The organism is Pseudonocardia sp. DSM 110487 (assembly GCF_019468565.1).
In the GTDB taxonomy this organism is placed as follows: Bacteria; Actinomycetota; Actinomycetes; order Mycobacteriales; family Pseudonocardiaceae; genus Pseudonocardia.
Genome location: NZ_CP080521.1, coordinates 3,115,341 through 3,130,633 on the forward strand (window position 1 = coordinate 3,115,341; position 15,293 = coordinate 3,130,633).

At 74.1% G+C, this 15,293-nt stretch carries 14 protein-coding genes and 2 riboswitches; of the genes, 11 read left to right on the top strand and 3 right to left on the bottom strand.

What is annotated here, in order from left to right; all coding sequences use genetic code 11:
* Positions 1-144: 144 nt before the first annotated feature.
* The 3 genes from K1T35_RS14435 to K1T35_RS14445 all read right to left on the bottom strand — a co-directional run bounded on the left by K1T35_RS14435 (position 145) and on the right by K1T35_RS14445 (position 3,240).
* Positions 145-1,035 (bottom strand): pentapeptide repeat-containing protein, encoded by an 891-nt coding sequence (locus K1T35_RS14435; RefSeq protein ID WP_220262602.1) that lies wholly within the window; start codon positions 1,033-1,035, stop codon positions 145-147.
* Between the two features lie 94 nt (positions 1,036-1,129).
* A complete protein-coding gene (locus tag K1T35_RS14440; RefSeq protein ID WP_220260671.1) occupies positions 1,130-2,479 on the bottom strand; it encodes an aminotransferase class V-fold PLP-dependent enzyme in 1,350 nt (449 codons plus the stop codon).
* A gap of 42 nt (positions 2,480-2,521) precedes the next feature.
* Positions 2,522-2,635: riboswitch (SAM riboswitch) on the bottom strand.
* An 11-nt stretch (positions 2,636-2,646) separates the two neighbouring features.
* Positions 2,647-3,240, bottom strand: a complete 594-nt coding sequence (locus K1T35_RS14445) for an FAD-dependent oxidoreductase (protein ID WP_220260672.1) — start codon at positions 3,238-3,240, stop codon at positions 2,647-2,649.
* Between the two features lie 175 nt (positions 3,241-3,415).
* Positions 3,416-3,510, top strand: a riboswitch (SAM riboswitch).
* Positions 3,511-3,697: 187 nt separating this feature from the next.
* Between K1T35_RS14445 and K1T35_RS14450 the strand changes: the two genes are divergently transcribed.
* From K1T35_RS14450 to K1T35_RS14500, 11 genes are all read left to right on the top strand, one after another.
* Entirely contained in the window at positions 3,698-5,293 is a 1,596-nt protein-coding gene (locus tag K1T35_RS14450) for an ABC transporter substrate-binding protein (RefSeq protein WP_220260673.1), read from the top strand.
* On the top strand, positions 5,290-6,231 hold the full coding sequence (locus K1T35_RS14455) for an ABC transporter permease (protein ID WP_220260674.1): 942 nt from the start codon (positions 5,290-5,292) through the stop codon (positions 6,229-6,231). Before K1T35_RS14450 ends, K1T35_RS14455 begins: the two co-directional genes overlap by 4 nt.
* Positions 6,232-6,311: 80 nt before the next feature.
* Positions 6,312-7,103 (top strand): ABC transporter permease, encoded by a 792-nt coding sequence (locus tag K1T35_RS14460; RefSeq protein ID WP_370645507.1) that lies wholly within the window; start codon positions 6,312-6,314, stop codon positions 7,101-7,103.
* Positions 7,100-8,695, top strand: coding sequence for an ABC transporter ATP-binding protein (locus K1T35_RS14465; RefSeq protein ID WP_255621888.1), 1,596 nt, complete (start codon positions 7,100-7,102; stop codon positions 8,693-8,695). The genes K1T35_RS14460 and K1T35_RS14465 overlap by 4 nt, the downstream gene beginning before the upstream one ends.
* The gene (locus K1T35_RS14470) at positions 8,692-9,795 is read left to right on the top strand and encodes an LLM class flavin-dependent oxidoreductase (protein WP_220260675.1); all 1,104 of its coding nucleotides are present in this window, start codon (positions 8,692-8,694) and stop codon (positions 9,793-9,795) included. The genes K1T35_RS14465 and K1T35_RS14470 overlap by 4 nt, the downstream gene beginning before the upstream one ends.
* Positions 9,792-10,988 (top strand): LLM class flavin-dependent oxidoreductase, encoded by a 1,197-nt coding sequence (locus K1T35_RS14475; protein WP_220260676.1) that lies wholly within the window; start codon positions 9,792-9,794, stop codon positions 10,986-10,988. The genes K1T35_RS14470 and K1T35_RS14475 overlap by 4 nt, the downstream gene beginning before the upstream one ends.
* Positions 10,985-12,121: an LLM class flavin-dependent oxidoreductase gene (locus tag K1T35_RS14480; protein ID WP_220260677.1), complete on the top strand. Its 1,137-nt coding sequence runs from the start codon at positions 10,985-10,987 to the stop codon at positions 12,119-12,121. Before K1T35_RS14475 ends, K1T35_RS14480 begins: the two co-directional genes overlap by 4 nt.
* Positions 12,118-13,425 carry an LLM class flavin-dependent oxidoreductase gene (locus K1T35_RS14485; RefSeq protein WP_220260678.1) on the top strand — a complete coding sequence of 436 codons (1,308 nt, stop codon included), beginning with the start codon at positions 12,118-12,120 and terminating at the stop codon, positions 13,423-13,425. The genes K1T35_RS14480 and K1T35_RS14485 overlap by 4 nt, the downstream gene beginning before the upstream one ends.
* On the top strand, positions 13,422-14,231 hold the full coding sequence (locus K1T35_RS14490) for a DUF1684 domain-containing protein (protein ID WP_220260679.1): 810 nt from the start codon (positions 13,422-13,424) through the stop codon (positions 14,229-14,231). Before K1T35_RS14485 ends, K1T35_RS14490 begins: the two co-directional genes overlap by 4 nt.
* Positions 14,228-14,731 carry a flavin reductase family protein gene (locus K1T35_RS14495; protein WP_255621889.1) on the top strand — a complete coding sequence of 168 codons (504 nt, stop codon included), beginning with the start codon at positions 14,228-14,230 and terminating at the stop codon, positions 14,729-14,731. The genes K1T35_RS14490 and K1T35_RS14495 overlap by 4 nt, the downstream gene beginning before the upstream one ends.
* A 5-nt stretch (positions 14,732-14,736) precedes the next feature.
* Entirely contained in the window at positions 14,737-15,270 is a 534-nt protein-coding gene (locus K1T35_RS14500) for an NAD(P)H-dependent oxidoreductase (protein ID WP_255622589.1), read from the top strand.
* The last annotated feature ends 23 nt before the right edge of the window (positions 15,271-15,293 follow it).

Below are 15,293 nucleotides of genomic sequence, written 5' to 3' on the forward strand. Positions count from 1 at the left end.
CGCCGGGCGGTCGGTGGAACCCGGATCACCGGCACAGAACCGCCTAAAAACCGACATCGCGGATGGGAGCCGTGTCCGGATCCCGGCGGTCTCGCCGCCCGGCACGCACCTCGTGCCGGCTCGCGCACCCGATCCGGGCTCGCGCTACCGCTCGACCGGGCGCGTCGGCCGACCCGAGGTGCGCCGGCCGCGGGCGGCGGTCCGGCGGGTGCCCTGACGTGTGGTGGGCGCCCAGTGCCGGGGGCGGGGGAACGCCGGCGGGAGCCGCGTGTCGGCGTCGCCCCGGGCCGCCGCCAGCTGGGCAGCGGTGAGGAAGAGCGTGTCGCGCAGGTCGGCGCCCGCGAGGTCGGCGCCGCGCAGGTCCGCGCCGAGGAGATCGGCGCAGCGCAGGTCGGCACCCCGCAGGTCGGCGCCGACGAGCAGGGCCCCGCGCAAGCTCGCCCGGCGCAGGTCGGCGCCGCGCAGCCGGGCGCCCAGCAGCTGCGCCCCGCGGTGGTCGGGCCCAGGGCTGCCGGCCCTGGCGAGGTCGCTCACCCTCCCCAGCAGGTCGGCGACCGACCGCCGGTGCGCCTCCACGTCGAGCGCGGCGAGCTCCTCGGGCGTGCCGGCGGCGAGCCGATCGGTCTCGGCGAGCGCCGCGTCGAGCGCGTCGGAGAGCACTGCGGCCGCGGGGAGCGCCCGTGCCTCGCTGAGGTACCGCAGCAGCTCGTGCAGCACCCGGACCACCGGGAACACCGCGAACATCGACCCGGCGACCTCCGGGTGGTCGCGCCAGTTCCGCCCGCCGAACGTCACCTGGACGACCTGCTGCCCGGCGCCGAAGCAGTCGTAGACCGTGCAGCCGGGATAGCCGGCCTCGCGCAGCCCGGCGTGGATGCCGCAGCTGAAGTCGGGCTGCAGGTGCCCGCACGGCGTGCCCGCCGGCTTGTCGACGGCGAAGTCGGCCGACGCCGCGAACGGGAGGGCGACGCAGCAGAGGCCTGCGCAGCGAGAGCAGTCGGCGGTGAGGCGGTCGGGGGCGGACACCGCACCCATTGTCCTCGGCCGCCGGGACCGCCCGAAGTTCAGGAACGCCACGTTCCTGTCCTGCAGGTTCATGAACGTGGCGTTCCTGAACTCCAGGGCAGGTTCAGTGGCCGCAACCCGGCAGCGCGGCGCCCGTCGGGCTGCCGATGCCGAGGGGGTCCGTCTCGCGCGGGTCGGGCACGGGGCTCCAGCGCCCGTCGACCACGGCGTAGTCCCAGCCGGGGCCGTCCGTGACCAGCCACTCGACCGCGTCGACGAGGCGGTCCACGTCGTCCACGGTGGTGCCGAGTCCGAGGCTGGCGCGCACCGCGCAGTCGTCGGGCGTCCCGGCGAGGCGGGAGAGCAGCGGGTGGGCGCAGAACTTCCCGTCGCGCACGCCGATGCCGTGCTCCGCCGACAGGTAGGCCGCCACGCGCCCGGCAGGGTGGCCGTCGACCACGAACGTGCAGACCGCGACCCGGTCGGTGCTGTCCGGCCATATCCGCAGCGTGCGGACGCCAGGCAGCGCGTCCAGGCCGGTCTCGAGCCGGTGCAGCAGCGCGGCCTCGTGGGCGGGGTCGAGCGCGCCGGGCAGCACACGGCAGGCCTCGGCGAGCGCTGCGGCGCCGAGGACGTTCGGGGTGCCTGCCTCGTGCCGGTGCGGCGCGGGGGCCCAGGACACCTCGGTGGCCCCGCCCTCGTCGGGCGCGGTGACGGCGTGCACGGCACCGCCGCCCGCCAGGTACGGCGTGGCGACGTCGAGCCAGTCGCGGCGCCCGACGAGCGCCCCGGCGCCGTAGGGCGCGTAGAGCTTGTGCCCGGACAGGGCGACGTAGTCGATGCCGGTGGCGGCGATGTCGACGTTCCGGTGCGGGGCGAGCTGGGCGGCGTCGACGACCACGCGGGCGCCCGCGGCGTGGGCGAGCGCGGTGATCTCGTCGAGGGGCAGCAGCTCGCCGGTGACGTTGGACGCCCCGGTGACGGCGAGCAGCGCTGGCCGGTCGGCGAGCAGGGCGTAGCGCAGGTCGGCGAGGGTCTGCTCGACCGTCGCGGCGGCGCGCAGCACCCGGCCGGGGCCCCATGCGAGGAGGTTGGCGTGGTGCTCGACGTCCAGCCGCAGGACCGGGCCGGGAACGCACCCGGCCAGCAGGTTGAGCGCGTCGGTGGTGTTGCGGGTGAACACCACGACGTCGTCGGCGCGGGCGCCGACGAACCGGCCGACCGTCTCCCGGGCCCGTTCCAGCACGGCGGTGCAGACCTGCGACGCGTAGCCGGCGCCGCGGTGGACGCTGGCGTAGTAGGGCAGGAGCGCGGCGACGTGATCGGCCACCGCGGTGAGCGCGGGAGCGCTCGCTGCGAGGTCGAGGTTGGCGTAGCGAACGTGCTCGCCCGTGACGAGCGGGACCCGCAGGTCGACGCCGGTGACGGTCGCAGGCGTACAGACGCCGGGGCGAGCGGACAGCACAGTGGTCATGGAGGTCCTCCGGACCCACTCTGTGGACCCGGACGGATGTCGGGTCCGCGCTTGCCTGCCGTGGTTGCACGGCGGCCTGGTCGTCACCCGGAGCACCCCACCGCGGAGGAGGGTTGCCGGCCAGCGAGCCGGGGCTTGACGCTGGCGCTCTTGACCTGAGGGGGAGGTTACGGGCGGGTGGAGTGATCGGTCAAGCCGATCTCCGGGTGTGCCGTGAGCGCGGGTACGGCGAAGCAGCCGCGGGTCACGACGGTGACGACCGGCGCGGCCGGGTCGGTGGCGAGGGCGGCCGGCCCGGCTCCGGTCAGCACCACCCGGGCGGCCGACAGGGTGATCGTGTGGGTGCGGACCAGCGCGCTCCCGGCGGAGTGGTCGATCGCGACGACCTCATCGCAGTGGCGCAGGCGCGCGCCCCACGCGGTGGCCGCGGCCGTGAGCGCGGCCGTCGCCTGGTCGGCCCGCACCTGGCGGACGCCGTCGACGACGTGCAGCAACGCGGCCCCAGTGGCCTGCTCGACCTGCCTCCAGAGCCGGACGGCGAGCCCGCTGGACAGCCCGGTGTCCGCCCACGGGGCCGGCCCGGCCGCCCGCCAGACCACGCCGGCGGACCTCTGCTCGAGCAGCGTGACGCTCAGCCCGCGGCGGGCGAGGTGCCACGCGGTCGCGGCGCCTGCGGCACCCGCGCCGACAACGGCGACGTCGATCGTGAGCGGCGGGGCGTCGGTGGGCGTCGGGTCCAGCAGGCTCGGTGGACAGGGCACGGCGGCCTCCAGCTCTCCCGGTCAGCGGATCAATACGGTAGGCAGCCGCGCCCGTTCCGTGTCAACGAACGGACATTTGCCGGTCATTCTGTCCGGTCATTTCCTTCGACAATGGCGCGCACCACACCGCTTGAAAATGGATGTGGTAGCTACGTAAGTTCGAAGTGCAATCCAGACGCCATCCAGAGCGGCCGAGAGACCCGGATCGACGACGCCGCAGCAACCCCCTGTGTGAGCGGGAGCGGGTGCTACCGCCGGGAGCGATGGAGGTCGCCGTGCCGGGTCCGGAACGGATCGAGCTGCGCACCACGTGGCATGCGTGGCGCCATCACGTCGATCTGTGCCGCACCTGCGCGGCGCTCTGTCGGGTCTGACGAGCCGACCCGTTCCCTCCACACCGCCGCCGAATGCGGCGGTGCCCACGCCTGTGCGTTCTCCTGGATGAAGGACCACTCTCATGCCTCGACCCCTTGCATCGTGGCTCGTCGCCGCCGTCGTATTGCTGAGCGCATGCGGCTCGACGCCGACGGCGAGCACCGCCGACCCCGGCGTCCCGCAGCCGGGCGGCACGCTGCGCTTCGCGGTGAGCAGCGACCAGGGGTGCGTCGACCCCCAGCAGGTCGGCAGCAACGACACGATCTTCTCGCTGCGCCAGGTGGTCGACTCGCTGACCGACCAGGACCCGGCCGGCGGTGAGCTGCGGCCGTGGCTCGCCACGAGCTGGGAGAGCAACGCCGACGCCAGCTCCTACACGTTCACGCTGCGCGAGGGCGTGACGTTCAGCGACGGCACACCGCTCGACGCCGCGGCGGTCAAGGCGAACTTCGACGCCGTGCAGAACCTCGGAGCCCGCGGCACCCTGCCGAAGGGCTACCTGGCCGGCTACGTGGGCACCACGGTGGAGAGCCCGACCCGGCTCACGGTGGCGTTCGACCGCCCGAACGTGCAGTTCCTGCAGGGCACGTCGACGCACAGCCTGGGCATCCTGTCCCCGGCGACGGTGGCGAGGAGCGACGACGACCGCTGCGCGTCGGTCGTCGGGTCCGGGCCGTTCGTGATCGAGTCCTACACCCGGGACGAGTCGATCGTGCTCGCCAAGCGGGCCGGGTACGCGTGGGGCTCGTCGCTGTGGCGGTCGCAGGGTGAGGCCCAGCTGGACCGGATCGAGTTCCGCATCGTGCCCGAGTCAGGAGTGCGCGTCGGCAGCCTCGCGTCCGGCGAGGTGGATGCCATCGGCAACATCGCGCAGCAGGACGAGGCGCTGCTCACCGCGGCCGGTGCGCAGCTGCTGGGCCGGCCCAACCCGGGCATCCCGTTCGGGATCACGTTCAACCAGGCTTCCCCGCTCGGCGCGGATCCCGCGGTGCGGGAGGCGGTGTCGCTCGCGATCGACCGCGCGGAGGTCGTCGCGACGGTCTACACCTCGCAGACGAAGCCGGCCACCAGCCCGCTCGCCTCGACGACGCCCGGCTACGCCGACCAGTCCGCGTTGCTCCCGTTCGACCCGGCCAGGGCGGGGTCGGTGCTCGACGCCGCGGGCTGGCTGCCCGGTCCGGACGGCATCCGGGCGAGGAACGGCACGCCGCTGACGGTGGAGCTGACCTGGTACGCCAACTCGCCCGCCAACCGGGCGGCCGTCGAGCTGATCCAGCAGCAGGTGCGCAAGGTGGGCATCGATCTGCAGCTGCGGGAGAAGCCGATCTCGGAGAACACACCGACGCTTCAGTCCGGGCAGTACGTCGCGAACTGGGGCAACACCACCCGGGCCGACCCGGACATCCTGCGCAGCACCTACTCGACGGCAGGCAACAACTACTACCGGCTGCCGTCCGGCCCGCTCGACGAGGTGCTCGCCCAGCAGGCGGCGCAGCCGGACGAGGCGGCTCGCGCCGCCACCGTCGCGCAGGCGCAGCAGCTGCTCGTGCGGGAGCACCAGACGATCCCGGTCGTGGAGCTGACAACGGTGTTAGGCGTCGCGGCCGACGTCCACGGTGTGGCGTTCGACGCGAGCTCGCGCATCCAGCTGCACGACACCTGGAAGGTCCAGCCGTGACCGGTCGCTACCTGCTCCGGCGGCTATTGGCTGCGGTGGGGGTGTTGTGGGCGGCGTTCACGGTGTCGTTCGTGGTGCTCTACCTGCTGCCGGGCGACCCGGTGGCGACGATGGCGAGCGGCGGCCTCGACGGCGAGCCGCTCCCGCCCGAGCAGCTCGACGCGCTGCGCGCCCGCTACGGGCTGGACCAGCCGGTGCTCGTGCAGTACGGCCAGCGGCTGCTGGCCGCGCTCACCGGCGACTTCGGGACCTCGATCCAGAACGGGCAGGACGTGCGCTCGGCGATCCTCGAGGCGCTGCCGCCCACGCTGCAGATCTCGGCAGCGGGGCTCGCCGTCGCGGTGCTCTTCGGCGGCTCGGTGGCGCTCGTCGCCACGTACACGCGCGCGTTCTGGCTGCGGCAGCTGCTGATGGCGCTGCCCTCGCTCGCGGTGTCGCTGCCGGTGTTCTGGGTCGGGCTCATGCTCGTGCAGGTCTTCGCGTTCGGGCTCGGCCTGCTGCCGTCGGTGGGCGCGAACGGCCCTGCCGCCCTCGTGCTGCCGGCGGTGACGCTCGGGCTGCCGACCGGAGCGCTGCTCGCGCAGGTGCTCGCGAAGAGCCTGTCGCATGCGCTCGGCGAGCCGTACGTCACCACGGCGCGCGCCAAGGGCGTCGGCCGCGCCAGCGTCCACCTGCGGCACGCGCTGCGCAACGCCGCGCTGCCCGCGCTCACCGTGTTCGGCTACATCGTCGGCAACCTCATCGCCGGGTCGGTGGTGGTCGAGACGGTGTTCACCCGGCCGGGGCTCGGACGGCTCACGGTGGCTGCGGTCGGGGTGCAGGACATACCGGTCGTGCAGGGGGTCGTGGTGTTCGCCGCGGCGGTGTTCGTGCTGGTCAACCTGGCGGTGGACCTGATCTACCCGCTGCTCGACCCGCGGATAGGGGTCACGTCGTGACGGAGCTGCTGGTACGGGAACCGATCGGGGCTCCCTCGATCGACGAGGCGCCGCCGCGCCGGGAGGGCCGCGTCCGGTTCCTGCTGCGCAGGCCGGGGCTCGTCGTCTCGTTGGCCTATGTAGCGCTGGTTCTGCTCGCGGCGTTCGCGCCGCACGTACTGGCGCCGGGCGACCCGGCCGTCGGCGTGCCCGCGGAACGCCTGCAGCCGCCCGGCGCGGCGCACGTGTTCGGCACCGACTACCTCGGCCGCGACGTCTACACCCGCGTCGTCCACGGCGCGGCGCTCTCGCTGCAGGCCACGCTGATCGCGGTGTCGGTCGCGCTCGTCGTCGGCGGGCTGGTGGGCGTGCTCGCCGGGTTCGTCCGCGGCTGGCTCGACGAGGTGCTCATGCGCGGCGTCGACGTGCTGCTCGCGGTCCCAGCGGTGCTGCTGTCGCTCGCGCTGATCACGGCACTCGGGTACGGCACGGTGAAGGTGGCGATCGCCGTGGGCATCGCGAGCGTGGCGAGCTTCGCCCGGGTGATGCGCGCGGAGACGTTGCGCGTGCGGCAGTCCGTCTACGTCGAGGCGGCGCGCTCGGTCGGCACCCGCTGGCACGTCACGCTGCTGCGGCACGTGCTGCCGAACGCGGCCGGGCCGGTGCTGGTGCTCGCCGTGCTGGAGTTCGGGCTCGCGATCCTCGCGGTGTCGTCGCTGTCCTTCCTCGGCTACGGCGCGCCGCCACCGGCGCCCGAGTGGGGTTCGCTGGTGGCCGAGGGCCGCAACTACATGGCGGTGGCCTGGTGGCTGTGCGCGGTGCCGGGCGCCGCGATCGCGGCCGCCGTCCTGGCCGTGAACCGGATCTCCCGCGCGCTGGACGGCGCCCGGTGACCGCGCCACTGCTGGAGGTCGAAGACCTGCGCGTCTCCTACGCAACGGTCTCGGCCGTGCGGGGCGTCTCGCTGACCGTCGCGCCGGGCGAGGTCGTCGCCGTCGTCGGCGAGTCCGGCTCGGGGAAGTCGACGCTCGCGCACGCCGTCGCCGGGCTGCTCCCGGGGACGGGCCGGATCGACACCGGCCGGATCACGCTCGCGGAACAGGAGCTCACCGGGATGTCCGACCGGGCATGGCGCACGGTGCGCGGCCGGCGGATCGGCCTCGTGCGGCAGGACCCTGGCGTCGCGCTCAACCCCGTGCAGCGGGTCGGCGCGCAGGTCGCCGAGGCGCTGACCGTGCACGGCCTGGCCGATCGCCGAGGTGCCCCGGCCCGGGCCGTCGAGCTGCTCGCCGAGGCCGGGCTGCCCGATGCCGCGGCGCGCGCCCGGCAGTACCCGCACGAGCTGTCGGGCGGGATGCGCCAGCGCGTGCTCATCGCGATCGCGATTGCTGCACGCCCGCAGCTGCTCGTGGCCGACGAGCCCACCAGTGCCCTCGACGCCACCGTGCAGCGGCACATCCTCGACCGCCTCGACGAGCTGGTCCGCGCGTCCGGCACGGCCGTACTGCTGATCACCCACGACCTGGGCGTTGCGGCCGACCGCGCCGACCGGCTCGTCGTGATGCAGGCAGGGCGGGTGGTGGAGGAGGGGCCTGCGCGGGAGGTGCTGGCCGCGCCGCGGGATCCGTACACGCGGCGGTTGCTGGAGAGCGCGCCGGGGCTGCGGCGGATCGAACGGCCGACTCGCCGTGTCGCGCCGTCGGACTCGCCGGTGGTGGAGGTGCGGGACCTGGTCAAGGAGTTCCCGCTGGGGCGGGGGCGGATCCGGGCCGTCGACGGGGTGAGCTTCTCGATCGCTCGCGGGGAGACGCTGGCGCTGGTCGGCGAGTCGGGTTCGGGCAAGTCGACCACCGCCCGGCTGGTGCTGCGGCTCGCCGACCCCACGTCCGGCACCGTGGAGTTCGACGGCACCGACATCACCCGCGTGCGCGGGCGGGCGTGGCGGGAGCTGCGGCGGCGTGCGCAGTTGATCTACCAGAACCCGTACGCCTCCCTCGACCCCCGCTTCTCGATTGCCGAGGTGATCGCCGAGCCGCTGCGTGCGTTCCGGGTGGGGGACGGCCGGTCGCGCCGGGCGCGGGCCGCCGAGCTGCTGGATCGGGTCGCGCTGCCGGAGTCGGTGCTCGACCGGCGGCCCGCTGAGCTCTCGGGCGGGCAGCGCCAGCGGGTGGCGATCGCGCGTGCGCTGGCCCTCTCACCCGACCTCGTGGTGTGCGACGAGCCGGTGTCCGCCCTCGACGTCAGCGTGTCGGCGCAGGTGCTGGACCTGCTCGCGGAACTGCAGGTCGACGCGGGACTCACCTACCTGTTCATCTCCCACGACCTCGCCGTGGTGCGCCGGATCGCGCACCGCGTGGGCGTGCTGCGCGCCGGGAAGCTGCTCGAGCTCGCACCCACCGAGCGGCTCTTCGCCGACCCGCAGCACGAGTACACGCGCGAGCTGCTCGCCGCGATCGCGGGACGCCGGTTGGAGGAAACGGCATGAAGATCCTCGTCCTCACCCTGATCACCAACGGGCCGGACCCGGTCACCGGCCGCACTCCGACGCCGAACGCCCGCCTGCACCGGGTGGTCGACAATGCGGTGCTCGCCGAGGAGCTGGGGTTCGACGGCTACGCGGTGGGGGAGCGGCACGAGCGGCCGTTCCTGTCGTCGGCGCCGCCGGTGGTGCTGTCCCACATCGCAGCGCGCACGTCGCGAATCACGCTGTTCACCGGCGTCACCACGCTGTCGCTGCTCGATCCGGTGCGCGCCTACGAGGACTACGCCACCCTCGACCAGCTCGCCGACGGCCGCCTCGAACTGATCATCGGCAAGGGCAACGGCGCGGCGCAGGCCCAGCTGTTCAACGTGACCACCGACGACCAGTGGGACCGCAACGCCGAGGGCTACGAGCTGTTCCGCAGGCTGTGGCGCGAGGAGCGCACGACGTGGACCGGCCGGTTCCGCCCGCCGCTCGTCGACGCCGAGACGTGGCCGCCGCCCCGCCAGCACCCGATCCGGGTCTGGCACGGCAGCGCGACCAGCAAGGAGTCGGTGGAGGTTGCCGCGCGCTACGGCGACCCGCTGTTCTCGGCCAACGTCACCAACCCCATCGAGCCCTACGCCGAGCTGATCGCGTACTACCGCGAGCGCTGGGCGGCGCACGGCCACGACCCGGTCGACGCGCTCGTCGGCGCCGGCACGGCGGCGTTCCACCTCGCCCCGACGTCGCAGCAGGCGATCGAGGAGTTCCGGCCCGTCTACGCGGCGCGGCTCGCCGTGGCCGAGCGGTTCGGGCTGCCGACCGTGTTCGGCGACGTCGAGGACTTCGTGGAGCGTTCGTCCGCGCTCGTCGGCAGCGCGGCGCAGATCGTCGACAAGGTGCTGCGCTACCAGGCTGTGTTCGGCCACGAGGTGCTGCACCTGCACCTCGACGGTGACGGGCTCACCCCGCGGCGGCAGCGGGCGATGCTGGAGACGTTCCAGGCCGAGGTGGCCCCGGCGCTGCGGGCCGCCGTGCCGAGCCGGGCACTGGCCGGGGCCGTACCCCGCGACCCGGACGACGCGCGGCCCGCGGACTCGACAGTCGGGGTGGCGTCATGACGATCCCCCTGTCGATCCTCGATCTGTCCCCGGTCCCGGCCGGCGGCACCGCGGCCGACGCGCTGCGCAACTCGGTCGACCTCGCCCGGGTCGCCGAGCGGGCGGGCTACCGGCGGTACTGGGTGGCCGAGCACCACCTCGCGTCCGGGGTGGCGTCGTCGTCCACGCCGGTGCTGGTGGCGCTGATCGCCGCGGCCACGTCCCGGATCCGGGTCGGCTCCGGCGCGGTGCAGCTGCCGGTGACGTCGCCGCTGCAGGCGGCCGAGCAGTTCGGCACCGTCGCGGCGCTGCATCCCGGCCGGGTCGACATGGGCCTCGGCCGGTTCGACATCCACAAGATCCTCCGGCTGGCCGGCACGGCTCCACAGCCGGACGCCGAGCCGCCGCCCGTGCCGCCCTCCCGGGTGGTGGACGGGCTCCTGATCCCGCCGCCCGCCCGGTTCCGCGGCGACCTCTCGACCTACGTCCACCTCGCGTGGCTGCTCGGGATCCGCGAGGACGACCCGACCCCGGACTACGACACCCAGGTCGGCGCGATCCTCGACTTCCTCTCCGGCGCCGCCCACCGCCCGGACGGGCAGCCGATCACGGTCCCGGCGGCGGAGGGAGCCGACCTCGACGTCTGGATCCTCGGCTCGAGCCCGGGCGAGAGCGCGCAGGTCGCGGGCGCGCGCGGCCTGCCGTTCGCGGCGAGCTACCACACCTCCCCGAGCTCGGTGCTGGAGACCGTCGACGCCTACCGCCGCGCGTTCCGGCCGTCGGGCCGGCGCGCGGCGCCGCACGTCGTGGTGTCGGCGGACGTGGTCGTGGCGGAGACCCAGCAGCGGGCCGACGAGCTGGCCGCCCCGTACGCGCAGTGGGTGCTCGACATCCGCACCGGCGTCGGCGCCCGGCCCTACGTCACCCCGGAGCAGGCCAGTGCCCGGGAGTGGACGCCGGCCGAGCGCGCGATCGTCGCCGACCGGGTCGACACCCAGTTCGTCGGGTCGCCGGACGCCGTCGCCCGGAAGCTCGCCACGCTCGCGCGGGTGACCGGCGCCGACGAGCTGCTGGTCACCACGATCACCACCGACCACGCCGATCGCGTGCGCAGTACGGAGTTGCTCGCCGCCGCATGGGCGGAACACGCGGGTGAACGGGTGGGTTTCACCTCGAAGGAATCGAACAAGCCGAAAGCGAGCGTCATCCGATGAGTCCCTTTACCGAGGCGCGGATGCACCTCGCCGTCGAGCTGAGCGCGGCAGGCCACCACCCGGCCGCCGCGCGCTGGGCCAGGCTCGACCCGGCGGTGCTGCTGTCGGCGGTCCACCACGCCGGGCTGGCGCGCACTGCCGCCCGCCGTGGCCTCGACCTCGCGCTGATCCCGCACACGTTCCATCCCGACGGCGGGCCGCTGCTCGACGCCGTGTCGCTCGCCGCGCGGATCGCGCCGGTGGTGCCGGGGATCGGACTGGCACCCACCGCGACCGTCACGCACACCGAGCCGTTCCACGTCTCCAAGGCGATCGCGACGCTCGACATGGTGTCCTCCGGCCGCGCGGGATGGGAGCCCGCCGTCTCCCGCACGCAGGTCGAGGCCGACCTGTTCGGCCGCAAGCCCGCCGCGCCCGCCGACGTGCTGTGGCGCGAGGCCGCCGACGCCATCGAGGTGGTCGTCCGGCTGTGGGACTCGTGGGAGGACGACGCGGTGATCCGCGACGTCGCCACCGGCCGCTACATCGACCGCGACAAGCTCCATTACGTCGACTTCCAGGGCGAGTTCTTCTCCGTCAAGGGACCCTCGATCACACCCCGGCCGCCGCAGGGCCACCCGCTCGTCGTGTTGCGGGCCGACGAGGAGGAGGCGATCCCGGTGGCCGCGCGCTGGGCGGACGTCGTGCGGATCTCGGCGCCGGACCTGCCGGCCGCCGCCGACGCCCGCGACCGGATCCGGTCGGCCGTTGCGGATGCCGGCCGGGACCCCGATGACATCACCGTGCTGCTCGACGTCGAGGTGCACATGGGCGCCGACCGCGACCGGGCCCGTCGCGACCTCACCGAGCTGGACCGGCTCGCCGGGGCCGAGCTGCCGGCGTCGTCGGTGCGCGTGCTCGGCCCGCCCACCGACCTGGCCGATCTCATCGGCACCGCCGTGCGGACCCGAGCAGCCGACGGCGTGACGCTGGTGCCGCTCGTGCTGCCGGCCGACCTCGACGTCGTGGCCGACCAGGTGGTGCCGCTGCTCGCCGGGCGCGGGCTGCTGCGTACCGGGTCGGCGGGCGGCTCGCTGCGTTCCCGGTTCGGGCTGCGCAGGCCGGCCAACCACTTCGCTGGAGCGACCTCGTGAAGAAGCAGATCCACCTCGGCGCCCACTTCCCGGGCGTCAACAACACGACCGTCTGGAGCGACCCCCGCTCCGGCAGCCAGACCGACTTCGCCTCGTTCGTGCACTTCGCCCAGAACGCCGAGCGCGGGCTGATGGACTTCGTGTTCCTCGCCGAGGGGCTGCGGCTGCGCGAGCACCGCGGCCGCATCCACGACCTCGACGTCGTGGGCAGGCCGGACACCTTCACGGTGCTGAACGCGCTCGCCGCCGTCACCTCCCGGATCGGGCTGGCCGGCACGATCAACACCACCTACAACGAGCCGTACGAGCTGGCCGTGCAGTTCGCATCGCTCGACCACCTGTCCGCGGGGCGCGCGGGGTGGAACATGGTCACCACCTCCGACGCGTTCACCGGGGAGAACTTCCGGCGGGGCGGGTTCTTGCCGCGCGAACAGCGGTACGAGCGGGCGGCGGAGGTCGTCGCCGTGACCCGCGCCCTCTGGGACTCGAACGGCGCCGAGATCGAGCACAACGGCCCGCAGTTCGACGTGCGCGGCCGGCTCCCCCTCTCGCCGCCGCTGCCACAAGGCCACCCGGTGCTCATCCAGGCGGGCGACTCCGCGCAGGGACGAGACTTCGCGGCCGCCACCGCCGACGCGATCTTCACGTTGCACGGCACGCTCGAAGCAGGGCAGGCGTTCTACGCAGACGTCAAGGCCCGGCTCCCGCAGCACGGTCGCAGCGCGAACGACCTCAAGGTGCTGCCTGGCGTCACGTTCGTGCTCGGCGACACCGACGAGGAAGCGCAGGCCGAGGCGACCCGGATCCGGCACCAGCAGGTCTCCCCGCAGACCGCGATCGCGTTCCTTGAGCAGGTGTGGGGCCGCGAGCTGACGGAGTACGACCCGGACGGCCCGCTGCCCGACGTGGAGCCCGACGTCGACAACGTCGACATCACCCGCGGCCGGGTGCGGCACGCGCGCGACCCGCGGGCCGTCGCGCAGGAGTGGCGCGACTACGCCGACGCGCACGGCGGCCTCTCGATCCGCGAGGTCGTGATCGAGAAGACGGGGCGGCAGTCGTTCATCGGCTCGGCCCGGACGGTCGCCGCACAGATGGACGAGTTCGTGCAGCGGGATGCCTGCGACGGATTCATCCTGGTACCGCACCTGACGCCCGGCGGCCTGGACCGGTTCGTCGCCGATGTCGTTCCCGAACTGCAGGACCTCGGCAGCTACCGCACCGAGTACTCCGGCCCCACGCTCCGCGACCACCTCGGCCTCAGCCACCCGCACGCACCGCTGACCCGCAAGGAGTCCGCATGACCACCACCATCGAGTCCCCGCTCCAGCAGGACTGGGAGACCTGGCACCGCGACCGCGAGGAGCAGCTGCGTACCCCGCACGGCTGGCTCAGCCTCACCGCGCTGCACTGGCTCGACGGCACGGCCCGCGCCTTCGACGACCTCCCCGGCACCTGGCGCGTCACCGGCGACGGCGGCGTCGAGCTCACCGCCGACGGGGAGGCCGCTCTCGACGGCACGCCCGTCACCGGCGCCGTCCGGCTGGAGCCCGTCGACGGGCAGCCGGGCGTGCTCGTCGAGATCGGGGACCGACGCGTCGAGGTGATCCGCCGCACCGACGACTACGCCCTGCGCGTGCGTGACCCGCGGGCGATCACCCGCACCGCGTTCACGGGGGCGCCCGCGTTCGACGTGGACGAGCGCTGGGCGGTCGAGGGCCGGTTCGAGGCCTACCCCGAGCCGCGCCGCCTCACCGTCGGCGCCGTGGTGGACGGGCTGCAGCACTTCCCGACCGCCGTCGGCGTGGTCCGGTTCGCCCTCGGCGGGTCCGAGCACGAGCTCGTCGCCTTCCCGGGCAAGACCGGCGGCCTGTCCCTGCACTTCCGCGACGCGACGTCCGGCACCAGCACGTACGGCGGCGGGCGCTCGGTGGCGCTCCCGGACCCGGACGCCGACGGTCGCGTCACGATCGACTTCAACCGCACCGTCAACCTGCCCTGCGCGTTCACCGCCTACGCCACCTGCCCGCTACCACCGGCGGAGAACCGGTTGGCGGTGGCGGTGGAGGCGGGGGAGCGCACCCCGCCGCGGCCCGACCTCTCGGCGTGACCGTCGCGGTCGAGCCCGCAACGATGCGGGAGGTCATGGGGCACTTCGCGTCCGGCATCGTCGTGGTCACGGCGGCCGGCCCCGACGGCGACGGGCCGCTCGGCTTCACCTGCCAGTCCTTCGCGTCGCTGTCCCTCGATCCGGCGCTGATCAGTTTCTCGCCTGCCCGCACGTCGTCGACGTGGCCGCGGATCCGCGCGGCCGGCGCGTTCTGCGTCAACGTGCTCTCCGCCGACCAGCAGGACCTGTCCGCCGGGTTCGCCCGCTCGGGTGCGGACAAGTTCGCCGGGGTGGACTGGTCGCCCGGCCCGGAGGGCGCGCCGGTGCTGGACGGGGCATGCGCGTGGATCGGCTGCACGCTGTGGCGGGAGTACGACGGCGGCGACCACACGATCGCCGTCGGGCGGGTGCGCGGCCTCGGCGCCGACGCCGCCCGCACCCCGCTGCTCTACCACCGGGGCCGCTACGGTCTCGCCGCACACTTCGAGGAGGACCATTGACACGCGTGCTGGGTGTGGTCGCCGGGCCGGAGCCTGGCGGGCGCACGGCAACGGCCGTCGCCGGGGTGCTGGCCGGCGCGGAGAAGGCAGGCGCGGCGACGTCGCTCGTGGAGCTGTCTGAGGCGGGCGCCGCATCGGTGATCGCCGCGTTCACCGATGCCGACGCGGTGGTGTTCGGTAGCCCGGTCTACCGGGCCACCTACAGCGCCCTGCTCAAGGACCTCCTGGAGCGCACCGAGCGCGGCAAGTGGGGCGAGTCCACGGCCCCGCTGCAGGGCAAGGTCGCAGCCACCGTGCTCACCGGGGCGAGTGGCCACCACTACCTCGCCCTCGGTGACCTGCGCGACGTGCTCGCGGGCTTCTTCGCGGTGCAGCTGCTCTCCCCGGGCCTGTACCTCGATCACGGCGGCTACGTCGACCGCACCACCCTCACCGACCAGAGCGCCGAGCTCGCCGCGGCGCACGGCGCGGCGCTGGCCGACCTGGCGGCGGCGGTCAGGGCGTCCGCGGCGCTCCAGGCGATCACGCCGCAGATCTGACTCGCCACACCTGGTCGTGAGCG

Bases quoted from the DNA above. Each gene is read 5' to 3' on its own strand.
- K1T35_RS14435 (WP_220262602.1), bottom strand. From the start codon at position 1,035: ATGGGTGCGGTGTCCGCCCCCGACCGCCTCACCGCCGACTGCTCTCGC.
- K1T35_RS14440 (WP_220260671.1), bottom strand. From the start codon at position 2,479: ATGACCACTGTGCTGTCCGCTCGCCCCGGCGTCTGTACGCCTGCGACC.
- K1T35_RS14450 (WP_220260673.1), top strand. From the start codon at position 3,698: ATGCCTCGACCCCTTGCATCGTGGCTCGTCGCCGCCGTCGTATTGCTG.
- K1T35_RS14470 (WP_220260675.1), top strand. From the start codon at position 8,692: ATGAAGATCCTCGTCCTCACCCTGATCACCAACGGGCCGGACCCGGTC.
- K1T35_RS14475 (WP_220260676.1), top strand. From the start codon at position 9,792: ATGACGATCCCCCTGTCGATCCTCGATCTGTCCCCGGTCCCGGCCGGC.
- K1T35_RS14480 (WP_220260677.1), top strand. From the start codon at position 10,985: ATGAGTCCCTTTACCGAGGCGCGGATGCACCTCGCCGTCGAGCTGAGC.
- K1T35_RS14490 (WP_220260679.1), top strand. From the start codon at position 13,422: ATGACCACCACCATCGAGTCCCCGCTCCAGCAGGACTGGGAGACCTGG.